Annotated in this window: 11 protein-coding genes and 1 riboswitch; of the genes, 8 read left to right on the top strand and 3 right to left on the bottom strand. The window is 71.8% G+C overall.

The features are described from left to right. Positions 1-30: 30 nt before the first annotated feature. Positions 31-969: a M56 family metallopeptidase gene (locus tag ACGFT2_RS27715; protein ID WP_393283111.1), complete on the bottom strand. Its 939-nt coding sequence runs from the start codon at positions 967-969 to the stop codon at positions 31-33. 289 nt (positions 970-1,258) lie between these two features. Next, the gene (gene fahA, locus ACGFT2_RS27720) at positions 1,259-2,476 is read right to left on the bottom strand and encodes a fumarylacetoacetase (protein WP_393283113.1); all 1,218 of its coding nucleotides are present in this window, start codon (positions 2,474-2,476) and stop codon (positions 1,259-1,261) included. 304 nt (positions 2,477-2,780) lie between these two features. Here fahA and ACGFT2_RS27725 point away from each other — a divergent pair, with 304 nt between their 5' ends. The 4 genes from ACGFT2_RS27725 (at position 2,781) to ACGFT2_RS27740 (ending at position 6,571) form a co-directional block, all read left to right on the top strand. Further along, on the top strand, positions 2,781-4,025 hold the full coding sequence (locus ACGFT2_RS27725; RefSeq protein WP_393283480.1) for an ATP-grasp domain-containing protein: 1,245 nt from the start codon (positions 2,781-2,783) through the stop codon (positions 4,023-4,025). Positions 4,026-4,154: 129 nt separating this feature from the next. Beyond that, positions 4,155-5,357: an FAD-dependent oxidoreductase gene (locus ACGFT2_RS27730; protein WP_393283116.1), complete on the top strand. Its 1,203-nt coding sequence runs from the start codon at positions 4,155-4,157 to the stop codon at positions 5,355-5,357. Positions 5,358-5,633: 276 nt separating this feature from the next. Beyond that, entirely contained in the window at positions 5,634-6,446 is an 813-nt protein-coding gene (locus ACGFT2_RS27735; protein ID WP_393283118.1) for an HAD family hydrolase, read from the top strand. A gap of 8 nt (positions 6,447-6,454) precedes the next feature. Then, positions 6,455-6,571: a PT domain-containing protein gene (locus tag ACGFT2_RS27740; protein ID WP_393283119.1), complete on the top strand. Its 117-nt coding sequence runs from the start codon at positions 6,455-6,457 to the stop codon at positions 6,569-6,571. 113 nt (positions 6,572-6,684) lie between these two features. Here ACGFT2_RS27740 and ACGFT2_RS27745 read toward each other — a convergent pair whose 3' ends face one another. Further along, a complete protein-coding gene (locus tag ACGFT2_RS27745; RefSeq protein WP_393283120.1) occupies positions 6,685-7,185 on the bottom strand; it encodes a transglycosylase SLT domain-containing protein in 501 nt (166 codons plus the stop codon). Positions 7,186-7,188: 3 nt separating this feature from the next. After that, a riboswitch (cyclic di-AMP (ydaO/yuaA leader) is annotated at positions 7,189-7,368 on the bottom strand. 748 nt (positions 7,369-8,116) lie between these two features. Between ACGFT2_RS27745 and ACGFT2_RS27750 the strand changes: the two genes are divergently transcribed. From ACGFT2_RS27750 to ACGFT2_RS27765, 4 genes are all read left to right on the top strand, one after another. Further along, positions 8,117-9,127, top strand: a complete 1,011-nt coding sequence (locus ACGFT2_RS27750) for a polyprenyl synthetase family protein (RefSeq protein WP_393283121.1) — start codon at positions 8,117-8,119, stop codon at positions 9,125-9,127. 616 nt (positions 9,128-9,743) lie between these two features. Continuing rightward, positions 9,744-10,946 carry an outer membrane lipoprotein carrier protein LolA gene (locus tag ACGFT2_RS27755; RefSeq protein WP_393283124.1) on the top strand — a complete coding sequence of 401 codons (1,203 nt, stop codon included), beginning with the start codon at positions 9,744-9,746 and terminating at the stop codon, positions 10,944-10,946. Between the two features lie 82 nt (positions 10,947-11,028). Next, positions 11,029-11,988: an ABC transporter ATP-binding protein gene (locus tag ACGFT2_RS27760; protein WP_393283483.1), complete on the top strand. Its 960-nt coding sequence runs from the start codon at positions 11,029-11,031 to the stop codon at positions 11,986-11,988. Next, entirely contained in the window at positions 11,975-12,862 is an 888-nt protein-coding gene (locus ACGFT2_RS27765; protein ID WP_393283127.1) for an ABC transporter permease, read from the top strand. Before ACGFT2_RS27760 ends, ACGFT2_RS27765 begins: the two co-directional genes overlap by 14 nt. Positions 12,863-12,864: the final 2 nt, after the last annotated feature.

Here is a 12,864-nt window from a genome sequence, read left to right on the forward strand (position 1 = left end):
GGATGCGCCACCCTGCCGACATGCCCGCGATCAGGAGAGTGCCGTCAGACCCGGTGCGAACGTGATCACCAGGGGCAGCAGGGGCACCAGCGCGGCCACCGTCGTGGTCAGGGCCCGTTGGCGGCGCAGCAGCCGTGGCGGTGGTTCGAGCAGGCGGTCCACGCGTTCGCCGAGGAGGCGGCGGCTGGAGGCGCAGGAGAGGACACCGCGGTGCTGGTTGAGCTCGATCAGCGCGAGGGCCGTGGTGAGGTGCCCGCAGCGACGGGACGCCGTGTCGTCGGCGGCCAGTTCGACCAGGCGGTGCGTCTGGTCGCAGAAGTGGGTGAAGAGCGGTACCCGCGGGAAGCCCGTGGCGAGCGCGGTGGACAGGTGCAGCAGCCAGTCGTGGTGGGCCCGGGCGTGGCCGCGCTCGTGCGTGAGGACGGCGTCCAGCTGGTGGTCCGTGAGGCGCTGCAGCGCCCCGGTGGTGACGACCAGCTGTGGTGGGTGCCCCGGCATCCACCAGGTGTCCGGGTACTCGTCCTCCAGGACCAGCATCGGCCCGCGTGCCGCCGGCAGCCCGGCCGGCAGGTCGGGGGCGCGTTCGCGCAGCTGCGCCCTGGCCTGGTCCCGGCTGCGGCGGGCCTCGACGAGCTCGCGGCCCAGCATCGCCGTCGTCCATGCGGCCCCGCAGGCCAGCAGGAGGGTGAGGACGGCGGCCCACACCGGTGCGGCGGACAGGTCGTAGGCGGCGGTCACCGCGGGTGGCGCGGGGGCGAACACATGGTCGCGCACAGTGTGGAAGACGGCCGCCGCGCCCAGGACCAGTGCGGTCAGGCAGCACAGCAGGACGGTGGCGACGAGGCACTGCCACACCCACAGTGCGAGCACGGGGTCCCGCTCGGGCCAGTCGGCCCGGGTCAGCGCACGCGGTGCCGGTACGGCGGCCGTCAGGGCGACGACGCTCAGCAGGAGCAGGCAGATGGTCATGCCGGGGCTCCGGTTCCTGGTCGGAGAGTTGCGCGGGTGCCGGGCGGTGCGGGTGCGACGCGCCGGGAGCGCGTCACCAGGGCGATACGCCGGGGGCGCGTCGCGTGATGTGTGTCCCGTCAGTATGACGCCGAGGGAGGGTGTGAGTCAGCTGCCGGCGGGGAACCGCCCGCTGTCCGTCGGCTCCGGCCCGCCCGAGCACGCCTTGCACTCACCACCTGTGTCGAGCGGTGAGTGCAGGGCGCTCGCCGGGCGGGACCTGAGTCGGCTCCTTGCTACCGGCCGGCGATCACCCCGGCACCACGCGCCCGCTGACCTCCCCGAGTCCGACTCGGGCCCCGTCCGCCCCAGGCGCCCATGCGGAGAACGTCACCACGTCGCCGTCCTCCAGGAAGGCGCGCTTGCCGTCCGGGAGCTCCAGCGGCTCGCGGCCGTTCCAGGTCAGCTCCAGCAGGGAGCCCCGCTGGCGCTCCTCCGGTCCGCTCACCGTGCCCGAGCCGTACAGGTCGCCGGTGCGCAGCGAGGCGCCGTTCACCGTCATGTGGGCCAGCTGCTGAGCGGCGGTCCAGTACATGGTCGAGAAGGGCGGCTCCGACACGACGTGCCCGTTGATCGCGACGGAGATGCGCAGGTCGTAGCCGCCGGGCTCGATCCCGGGGGCGGAGTCGTCGAGGTAGGGCAGCAGCGGGTGGGTGCGCTGCGGTGGTGCCACGCGCGCGTGCTCCAGCGCCTCCAGGGGGGTGATCCACGCCGACACCGAGGTGGCGAAGGACTTGCCGAGGAAGGGGCCGAGGGGGACGTACTCCCAGGCCTGGATGTCCCGCGCGGACCAGTCGTTCAGCAGGCACAGCCCGAAGACGTGCTCCCGGAAGGCGCCGAGCGCGACCGGGCTGCCGAGTTCAGAGGGTACGCCCACGACGAAGCCGACCTCGGCCTCGATGTCCAGCCGGATCGACGGGCCGAAGACGGGTGCGGGGTCGGCGGGGCCCTTGCGCTGCCCGGACGGTCGGACGACGTCGGTGCCGGAGACGACGACGGTGCCGGACCGGCCGTGATAACCGATCGGCAGGTGCTTCCAGTTGGGAGTGAGGGATTCCTCGGCGTCCGGGCGGAAGATCTGGCCGACGTTCCGGGCGTGGTTCTCCGAGGCGTAGAAGTCGACGTAGTCCGCGACCTCGAACGGCAGGTGGAGGGTCACCGACGTCAGGGGGTGGAACAGCGGTTCGACGGCCGGCCGGTGCGAGGGCGCCGTCACCCACTCCTGCAGCGCGCGCCGCACCTGCGACCAGGCTGTGCGCCCGGCCGCCAGCAGGGGGCCGAGGGAGGGCTGGGCGAGCAGGGACGTGTACGGCGAGCCGAGCGCGGCGGCCGCCGCGCCCGCGTCGAGGACATGGTCCCCGAGCCGGACGCCGACCCTCCGCTCCGTGCTGCCCGAGGGCGAGAACACGCCGTAGGGGAGGTTGTGCGGGCCGAAGGGGTCGCCCTCGGGGACGTCGAAGGGGGGCATGGGGTGCTGCCTCGCTCTCATCCGGGCCTTGCATGGCGCTGCGTTCCATGTGGTCGGGCCACACGTTACGGCCGGGATGCGTGTCTTGGGCAGTGTGCTCGGGCGTCCCCCGTGCTCATGGGCGAATGGTGGCCGTGGAACATCGAATGGTTGCCCGATGGATACCTAAAGAGTTCGCAATGTCCCAATAGGCCTTGTCGGAGGCGGCAATTCCGGCTTAGCGTCCTTTGGGGGACACGGACGGGGTGGGTCCGTTCCATTGGGGGGACACGTGGGGGGACCCGTGGCCGGAAGCACCGTCACCGTGCCGTTCGAGCCCGACCGTGACGTGCCGGGCCTGATCGTCAAGTTCGGCGACTACCCACTGCACCACGGTGGTGTCGGCGCGATCCGCAGTCTGGGCCGCCTGGGCGTGCCCATGTACGCCGTCACCGAGGATCCGTACACGCCGGCGGCCTCCTCGCGCTATCTGAAGAAGGCGTTCGTGTGGCCGACGACCGGCGCGGAGGACCCGGCCCTGCTGGTCGAGGGCATGCTGCGCATCGGCCGCCGGATCGGCCGTCCGACCGTGCTGATCCCGACGGACGAGGAGGCCGCCGTACTCATCGCCGAGCACCAGGAGGAGCTGGCCGGGCCCTTCCTCTTCCCACGCGTCGATCCCACGCTGCCCCGCCGCCTCGCCAGCAAGCAGGGACTGCACGAACTGTGCGTGGAACACGGCATCGCGAGCCCCACGGCCGCGTTCCCGCGGTCGTACGGCGATGTCGTCTCCTTCGCCGACACCGCCCGGTTCCCGGTGGTGGCCAAGAACCGTGAGGCGTTCGTGCGGCGCAGCCGGCCGGCCGTGAACGGCACCACGAGGATCACCACGCGCGCGGGCCTGCTCGCACTGGCCCGGGACTGGGGCGAGGACCCCGGCGTGATCCTCCAGGAGTACCTGCCGCGCCAGGAGGCCGAGGACTGGATCGTGCACGCCTGCTTCGACCGGGACTCCAGCCCCGTCGCGCTGTTCACCGGCGTCAAGGTCCGCTCGTGGCCTCCGCACGCGGGCATGACGGCGAACGCGTACGTCGTCGACAATCCGGAACTCGCCGACCTCGCCGCTCGTTTCATCAAGCAGATCGGCTTCAGCGGCATCATCGACCTCGACCTGCGCTTCGACCGGCGCGACGGACAGTACAAGCTCCTCGACTTCAACCCGCGCATGGGCGCCCAGTTCCGGCTCTTCGAGAACGAGTCGGGAGTGGACGTCGTCCGCGCGATGCACCTGCACCTGACCGGCCGTCCCGTTCCCGAGGGGGAACAGCGCGCCGGCCATCGCTACATCGTGGAGAACATCGACCTCCCCGCCCTCCTCGCCTACCGCCGCGGCGGCTATACGACGCCGCACGCTCCGGCGAGGGCGAGCGGGACGGAGCTGGCCTGGTTCGCGGGTGACGACCCGCTGCCGTTCCTCACGATGCTCGCCCGCTTCGTGCGCCCGGGCGCGAAGCACCTCTATCAGCTGTGGCGGACCAACCGCCGCGGCAGCGGCACAGCCACGAAGTAGGCCGCCTGTGGCGGACCGACGCCACAGGCATCAGCACAGCCACGAAGCGGACAAGGCCACGAAGCGGACAAGGCCACGAAGCGGACAAGGCCACGAAGGTGGCGCATCGCGTCTCTGGGGAGGGACTTCGTGATTCGACCGGTTGCAGTCATCGGGGCGGGGCCGTTCGGCCTGTCCACCGCCGCGCATCTGCGGGCGCGCGGCATCCCCGTCCGCGTCTTCGGCGACCCCATGGTGAGCTGGCGCGACCACATGCCGGAGGGCATGCTCCTGAAGTCGACCCCCGCCGCCTCGAGCCTGGACTGCCCGCAGCCCGGCCACACCCTCGCCGACTACTGCGACACGGCCGGCATCCGCCGGCTGGTGACCGACGAGGACATCATCCCGGTGGAGACGTTCATCGCCTACGGCGAGTGGTTCCAGCGCAAGCTGGTCCCCGGCCTGGAGCAGGTGCGCGTCGTCTCCGTCGACCGCGACACGAGCGGTGGCTTCGAGCTGAAACTCGACTCGGGCGAGCTGTTCACCGCGCGCGCGGTCGTCGTCGCCACCGGCCTGTCCGGTCTCGCCCGCCTCCCGGCGGAGCTGGCCGGGGCGGTCGCCGACGGCCCGGCTGCGACGGGACCGGTCTCGCACAGCGCCCAGCACCACGACCTCGGCCGGTTCGCCGGCAAGGAGCTGATCGTGATCGGCGCCGGCCAGTCCGCGCTGGAGACGGCGGTGCTCGCGGCCGAGGCGGGCGCCCGGGTGCGGGTGGTCGCGCGCGGGCGCGGCCGGGTCGCCTTCGGCGCCCCGCCCTGGAAGCAGCCGGCTCTCCGCCCCGAGTCCCCCTTCGGCCGGGCCTGGTCGCTGTGGGCGCTCAGCCACTACCCGCACCCCTACCGCTTCCTGCCCGAGGCCACCCGCCACCACCTGGTCCGCCGGGTCCTCGGCCCGCTGGGCGCCTGGTGGCTGCGCGAGCGCTTCGAGAGCCGCGTGCAGGTCCGTGAGATCGAGCGGCTGACCGGCGCCGAGGCCCCGGACGGCAGCCCCGTCCTCACCGTCCGCCTGCCCGACGGCCGGACCGAGCGGCTCAGCGCCGACCACGTCATCGCCGCCACCGGATACCGCGTCGACATAGCGGCGATGGACTTCCTCGGCCCCGAGCTGCGCACCCGCCTCGCGGTGAGCCGCGGCACCCCGAAGCTCGGCCCCGGCTACGTCTCCTCCGTGCCCGGCCTGTACTTCACCGGGCTCCCTGCGGCGTCCTCGTACGGCCCGGTGATGCGTTTCGTCTGCGGCACGGAGTTCGCCTCCCCCCGGCTGACGAAGCACCTGGCCGCGGCCCACGGTTGAGGTACCACGGCCGGCCCGGCGCCCCTGCCGCCCTCGCCGTCTCGCTCACCGGCAGGCCCACGGACAGCTCTCCGGCCACGATCAGGAGCACCTCCCGGCCACGACCGGACGACTCCCCGGCCACGACTGGACAGCTCCCCGGCCACGACCCGGCGCCACTCCGCCGGCCACCCCCGGCCACCAGGGGTGCCGTGGGCATCACTTGGGGCTGAGCAGCACGTAAGTGCGTGGAACGACGGGTGAGTCGGCGGGGCGCGGGGTCCGTATTCTCTGATCATGGCACCCACCCCCGCGTACGGACTGATCGCCACCGACCTGGACGGGACGCTGCTGCGCGGCGACGACACCGTCTCCGACCGGTCGCTGGCCGCGCTCGCGAGGGTGGCGCGGGCGGGCGCCCGGCACCTTGTGGTGACGGGCCGGCCGGCCCCGCGGGTACGGCTCCTGCTGGCGAACCTCGGCTGTACTGGGCTTGCGGTGTGCGGGCAGGGTGCCCAGGTCTACGACGCTGCCGCCGGCCGTCTGCTGTGGTCGGTCCGGCTGGACCGGGAGCTGGCGGAGACCGCGCTCGGCAAGATCGAGGCGGAGGTGGGGCAGGTCTACGCGGCCGTCGACCAGGACGGCGTGGACGGGCTCACGCTCATCGAACCCGGGTATCTGATGCCGCACCCGACGCTGCCGGCGGTCCAAGTCGCCCGGCGCGACGACCTGTGGTGCGAGCCCATCAGCAAGGTGCTGCTGCGCCACGCCACCCTGTCGGACGACGAGTTGGCGTCCGTCGCGCGCGCGGCGGTCGACTCGCTGGCGACCGTCACCATGTCGGGGCCGGGAACCGTGGAACTCCAGCCGCGCGGGGTGACCAAGGCGACCGGTCTCGCGCTTGCCGCAGAGCGGCTCGGGATCGGCGCCGAACGGGCCCTGGCCTTCGGGGACATGCCCAACGACATCCCGATGTTCCACTGGGCCGGACGAGGGGTGGCCATGGCCAACGCCCATCCCGAACTTAAGGCGGTGGCCGACGAGGTCACCTCGTCGAACGAGGACGACGGCATCGCCGTCGTCCTCGAAAGAGTCTTCCCGGCCGGCTGACCGGCCGAGTGGCCGACCGGACAGTTCGCCCGACCGAGCGGCCATCCGCCCGACCGACCGCCCAACTGACCGACCGACCAGCCGAGCGACCGGCCAACCGGCCGACAGACCGGCCAACCGGCTAACCGGCCGGCCGTCACTTCAGCGACTCGCCGTCGGTCCGGTGACCGGTGCGCGCCGGTCCGTCAGGTGCCGGTGCGCACCGGTCCGCCGGGTGAGGGGTGCCGGTCCGCGCAGGTCAGTACGCGCCGAACACGTTGTCGATCGACCCGTACCGCGCGGCCGCGTAGTTGCAGGCGGCGGTGATGTTGGCGACCGGGTCGTAGACGTTGAACGACGTTCCGGCCACGTGGTACGCGTTGAAGGTCGGGTCGATGACCTGGAGCAGGCCCTTGGACGGGATGCCCTTGGCCGCGTTGGAGTCCCAGAGGTTGATGGCCGAGGGGTTGCCCGAGGACTCCCGCATGATGTTGCGGTGGATGCCGTTGTAGGTGCCCGGGATCTTCTTCTCGGCCATGATCGCGAGCGACTCGCGGATCCAGCCGTCGAGGTTGTTCGGGTATCCGGCGAGCGTGGTGGACGGCGTGGTGGCCGTGGGAGCGGCCGCAGGAGTGGCCGCGGAGGCGCCGGTGGCGCCGATGAGCGGGAGGGCGAGCACGGCGGCACCGGTGCCGGCGACGGCGAGCTTGCGGACGAGACGGCTGGTGCGAACGCGGCGAGGCTGAGCGGCAGCAGGCATGGGGAAGTTCCTCTCCGGCGCCTGCGAGGTGAGCTGTCGGGTTCGGGCGGGGAGGTGCCCGGCCGCACTCCGGAGAGTGCGATTTCACCCCTAGCCGTTCCGGTGCGACGTATGCCGTCCGGTCCGGCGACTTACCTGGTTCCCCCGCTCCTGCCCTGCGAATGAGTTCGTCGATGGGTTACGCGGGCGGCGGCAGGATTTGGCGCTCCGCCCGACGGCCCGGAACGTATGCGAGAGCACATGTCGGGAACAAGTGCCTGATTCATACAACGCACTGTTTGACCTTGATCTGTGCCGTATGGGGTACTTGATCCTTTGCGGTTGCCAACTTCTCAACTCGCCGAGGACGTAAGGGAGAAGGGATGGCCGTGCTGGTGGAGGGGGCGAGGGGGGTGGTTGCTCCACGTGACCCAATTCACGAAATAGCAAAATGCAGCAAATCAGACATGGAGGATTAAGCCGATTCGGTCCTGAAGTCGGATTCCGGTGGAATTCGCGATACGCCCTCGGCCGTTCTCGCGCCTCATCGCCGGCCGCGGAGAGGGTGCGTAGGGGGGTGGAGAGGGGGGTGGCGGGGGTGAGTGGGGGCGGCGGGGGATCGACCGTCGCCCGGATCCGGGCGGATTGAGCCGATTCGAGCGCGCCTGGGTGCCCGCGGGGCCGGCAGGGTGGACGCCTCCGTTGTGGGCCGGCGTTACTCCGCTCACCTTCGGATTCGCGACAAGCAGTGTGTACTGCTGTTAAGTCGATAGATATCTGTTCGTATCAGCCGATCAGCACCATACCGGTCATGATCCGATACCGCCCGGGCTGGACCGGTGGGCGCTATCGGTGATCGAAAGAGGACCGGATACGCTGACTTGAGTGATGGCAACGACCTATCGACAAACCGTGTAATCGCCAGCAGACACCAGCAGACAGGAGACCCCTCGTGACCGTCGTCGGGCCGTTCGGGCTGAGCGTGCGGGACCAGGCTCTGGAAGCCGATGTCCAGGTCGGATTGGCGGCTGTCGAGGAAGGCTTGCTCGAGGCCACCAAGAGCGAGGTCCCGTTCATCACAGAGGCCGCCCAGCACCTCGTGCGGGCCGGCGGGAAGCGGTTCCGGCCGCTGCTGGTGATGCTGGCGGCGCAGTTCGGCGACCCTTACGCACCCGGTGTCGTGCCGTCCGCCGTCGTGGTCGAGCTGACCCACCTCGCCACCCTGTACCACGACGACGTCATGGACGAGGCGGCCGTGCGACGCGGCGTGGACAGCGCCAACACGCGCTGGGGCAACTCCGTCGCGGTCCTCACGGGCGACTTCCTGTTCGCCCGAGCCTCCCAGATCCTCGCCGACCTCGGCCCCGAGGCGGTCCGGGTGCAGGCCCTGGCGTTCGAACGGCTGGTCACGGGCCAGATCCTGGAGACCGCCGGTCCCGCGGACGGCCGGGACCCGGTCGAGCACTACCTGGACGTGCTCAGCGGCAAGACGGGCTCCCTGGTGGCGGTCGCGTGCCGGTTCGGCGCGATGATGTCCGGCGCCGACGAGACGGTCGTCGACGTGCTCACGCAGTACGGCGAACGGCTCGGGGTCGCCTTCCAGCTCGCGGACGACGTCCTGGACATCGCCTCCGACTCCCACGAGTCGGGCAAGACGCCGGGTACCGACCTGCGCGAGGGCATCCCGACCCTGCCCGTGCTCCGGCTGCGCGAGCGGGCCGCCCGGATGGGGCTGCCCGAGGACGTCGCACTGTGTGACCTGCTGGACTCCGACCTCAGCGACGACGCCCGGCACGCCGAGGCGCTGGCCGCGCTGCGTGCGCACCCCGCGCTGGAGCAGGCCCGCCGGGACACCGTCCGGTACGCGGAGGAGGCGCGCGCCGCGCTGGCGCCGCTGAGGGAGTGCGACGCCAAGGCGGCCCTGCTCGAACTGTGCGACGCGGTGGTCCACCGCGCCGGCTAGCCGCCCCGCCGGCCTCCCCGCCGAAACGCACACACGAGACGCGAAGCCGACCCCGAGCGCCGTCCCAGGCGCCGGCTCCGTGCGCCGTCCCAGGCGCCGGCTCCGTGCGCCGTACCAAACGCCGGCTCCGTGCGCCGTACCAAACGCCGGCCCGTGCGCCGTACCAAACGCCGGCCCGTGCGCCGTACCAAGCCCGAACCCGTGCGCCGGCCCCGTGCGCCGTACCCCGGCGTCGACACGAGCGTGAACTCCCGCGTGAACGCCCATGTGCATCACCCGCGCCGATCACCCGCGCCGATCACCCGCGCCGAACACCCGCGCCGAACACCGCGCGGCACGCACGGGCGGTGCTTCCGGGTGCGGTTCCCGCGGCACGGTGGTAGGGCTGACATGGGCCCGCGGTGCCGGACCCCTACGGGTCGGGCGGCCGCCGGGCCCCGTGTGTCATACCGGAGGCGTACACGGGATTGGCTCCGAGGTCTGACGCTTCCTCACGGCCGATTTGGTGAGATGGGTACCACGGAAATCACCACTCCTCACCGATTCGGGTGAGAATGGCGGCTCAGGGTGGACCAGCGTGAGGACAGCCGCCGCCGACGACGGAGGTAAGGCACACATGGCACCGTACGAATCCGACGACGCAACGGTCGCCGCACAGGACGAGGACCCGCGCTCCGGCCGGCGCAAGGCCGTCCGGTACGCCGTTCCGGTCGCGGTGGTGGGGGTGGCGGCGGCCACGATCGGGCTGGTCCCGGCGCTCGCCGACTCCGGAGACCCCGATCTGCCCCGGATCACCGCACAGCAGCTCATAGAGAAGATCGCCAAGTCGGACGTGCAGCAGTTGTCCGGCACCGTGCGGGTCAGCACCGACCTGGGACTGCCCGACCTCGGCGGTCTCCAGAACGGCATCGCCCCCGGCGCGTCCCAGGGCTCCGGCGACGGCTCCTCCGCCGACCCGCAGGCCAAGCTCACCGAGCTGGCGACCGGCACGCACACCCTGCGGGTGGCGGCCGACGGCCCGGACCGGCAGAAGCTCTCGCTGCTGGAGCAGGGCGCCGAGTACAGCCTCATCCACGACGGCAAGGACGTCTGGGGCTACGACAGCAAGAGCAATGAGGTCTATCACTCCGACGCGGCCGGATCCGGCAAGGAGGGCCACCGGGCGGAGTCGCCCGCCACGCCCAAGGACTTCGCCGAAGAGGCCCTGAAATCGGTGGACGACACCACGTCCGTCACGGTCGACGGCACCGCGCACGTCGCCGGCCGCGACGCCTACCGGCTGCTGATCAAGCCCAAGCAGTCCGGCACCACGGTCGGCGCGATCACCATCGCCGTGGACGCGAAGACGGGCCTGCCGCTGAAGTTCACCCTGACCCCGAAGAGCGGCGGTGACGCCGTCGTCGACGCCGGCTTCACCCAGGTCTCCTTCGCCAGGCCGGCCGCCTCCACCTTCGACTTCACCCCGCCCAAGGGGGCGAAGGTCACCGAGGACGAGCACGGGTCCGAGGCGCGGGACCACGGCCGGAAGCCGGGCGGGGGCCTCGCCCAGGGCATGGACGGTGCCAAGGTCCTCGGCAAGGGCTGGACGTCCGTCGTCACCTTCGACACCGGTTCCGGGAGCGGTATGCCGTCCGGTTCCCAGGGCGGCGACCTCGGCGGCTTCCTCGACTCGCTCGGGGACAAGGTCTCCGGCAAGTTCGGCAAGGGCACGGTCTTCTCCACCCGCCTGGTCAACGCCCTGATCACCGACGACGGCAAGGTCTACGCCGGCGCCGTGACCAAGGACGCCCTGGTGAAGGCGGCGGACGCGGGGAAGTAACCCCTTCCGGGCACGACGAATCGAGAGGGAGCCGATGGACGCAGCGTCCGCCGCGCACGGGGAGGAGCGCGATGCGGAGGACATGCCGGAGCGTGACCTCGGAGAGGATCGGGCGAGCGTCATCGCCACGCGCGGCCTCACCAAGCGTTACCGCGGCGGACAGCTCGCCGTCGACGGTCTCGACCTGACCGTCCCGGCGGGCAGCGTCTTCGGTTTCCTCGGCCCCAACGGCTCCGGCAAGACCACCACCATCCGCATGCTGATGGGCCTGATCGAGCCGACCGCGGGCACGGCACGCGTGCTGGGCCACCCCGTGCCCCGGTCGGCCCGCGCGGTCCTCCCGCAGGTCGGCGCCCTGATCGAGGGCCCCGCGCTGTACGGCTTCCTGTCCGGCCGGGACAATCTGCTGCGCTACGACGCCGCCGACCCGACCGCCGATCCCCGCACCCGGCGTGCCCGCGTCGGCGCCGCGCTGGACCGGGTGGGTCTCGCGGCGGCCGCGGGCAAGAAGGCGAAGGCCTACTCGCTCGGCATGAAGCAGCGCCTCGGCCTCGCCGCCGCGCTGCTCCGGCCGCGCCGGCTGCTCGTGCTGGACGAGCCCACCAACGGCCTCGACCCGCAGGGCATGCGCGAGATCCGCGGCCTGGTCAGAGAACTGGCCGCCGACGGCACGACCGTCTTCCTCTCCTCCCACCTGCTCGACGAGATCGAGCAGGTGTGCACCCATGCGGCGGTGATGACCCGGGGCCGGCTCGTCACCCAGGGCGCGGTGGCCGACCTGGCGGCCGGAGCACGCGGCCGGCTGGTGGTGACCACCCCGGACCCGGCCGAGGCGGCCCGGGTGCTCAAGGAACAGGGCGTCGGGGACGTGACCGCCGACGGCGACCGGGTCACCGGCGAGCCGCCCGAGCGGGATCTCGCCGAGGTGACCGCGGCTCTGGTGGCCGCGGGCGTCCGCGTCCGGGGCCTCACGCTCGAACGGGCCTCGCTGGAGGATGCGTTCGTGGCACTGACGGGGGAGGGCTTCGATGTCGCGGGCTGAGGTGGTGGAGGTGACGGCGGCCGTACGCAGGCCGAGTCCGCTGTGGACCTTCGGACTGCTGCGCAGCGAAGTGATCACCACGCTGCGGCGCTGGCGCACACTCGCCCTGCTCGGGGTGCTGGCCGCGGTGCCGGTGCTGGTGGGTGTCGCGGTGAAGGTCGAGACGAGCGGCGGTCCGGCGTCGGGCGGAGGCGGTGCGGAAGGCCCGGCGTTCATCTCGCAGATCACCAACAACGGCCTGTTCCTGGTGTTCACGGCGCTGGCCGCCACCCTGCCGTTCTTCCTGCCGATGGCCGTCGGTGTCGTCGCGGGCGACGCGATCGCGGGCGAGGCGGGCGCGGGCACCCTGCGCTATCTGCTGGTCGCCCCGGCCGGCGGCACCCGCCTGCTGCTGACCAAGTACGCGACCGTGATGGTCTTCTGTGTCCTGGCCACCCTGGTCGTCGCCGCATCGGCGCTGATCGTCGGCGTTCTGCTCTTCCCGCTGGGTGAGCTGACGACCATATCCGGCACCCGGATCAGCTTCGCCGAGGGGCTTGGCCGGGCCCTGCTGATCGCGCTGGCCGTGGCCGCCTCACTGGTGGGCGTGGCGGCCCTCGGCCTGTTCGTGTCGACCCTGACCAACAGCGGCATCGCGGCGATGGCGACCACCGTCGGCCTGCTCATCACGGTCCAGATCCTCGACCAGATACCCCAGCTGCACGCGCTGCAGCCGTACTTCTTCTCGCACTACTGGCTGTCCTTCGCCGACCTGATGCGCGACCCCGTCTACTGGGACGACCTGACGAAGAACCTCGGCCTGCAGGCGCTGTACGCCGCCGTGTTCGGCTCGGCGGCCTGGGCGCGGTTCACGGCGAAGGACATCAACGCCTGAGC

The organism is Streptomyces sp. NPDC048514, from assembly GCF_043199955.1.
Classification (GTDB): Bacteria; Actinomycetota; Actinomycetes; order Streptomycetales; family Streptomycetaceae; genus Streptomyces.

Excerpts from the sequence above, each read along its gene's own strand:
- ACGFT2_RS27760 (WP_393283483.1), top strand. The coding sequence starts at position 11,029 with ATGCCGGAGCGTGACCTCGGAGAGGATCGGGCGAGCGTCATCGCCACG.
- ACGFT2_RS27735 (WP_393283118.1), top strand. The coding sequence starts at position 5,634 with ATGGCACCCACCCCCGCGTACGGACTGATCGCCACCGACCTGGACGGG.
- fahA (WP_393283113.1), bottom strand. The coding sequence starts at position 2,476 with ATGCCCCCCTTCGACGTCCCCGAGGGCGACCCCTTCGGCCCGCACAAC.
- ACGFT2_RS27755 (WP_393283124.1), top strand. The coding sequence starts at position 9,744 with ATGGCACCGTACGAATCCGACGACGCAACGGTCGCCGCACAGGACGAG.
- ACGFT2_RS27765 (WP_393283127.1), top strand. The coding sequence starts at position 11,975 with ATGTCGCGGGCTGAGGTGGTGGAGGTGACGGCGGCCGTACGCAGGCCG.
- ACGFT2_RS27745 (WP_393283120.1), bottom strand. The coding sequence starts at position 7,185 with ATGCCTGCTGCCGCTCAGCCTCGCCGCGTTCGCACCAGCCGTCTCGTC.
- ACGFT2_RS27715 (WP_393283111.1), bottom strand. The coding sequence starts at position 969 with ATGACCATCTGCCTGCTCCTGCTGAGCGTCGTCGCCCTGACGGCCGCC.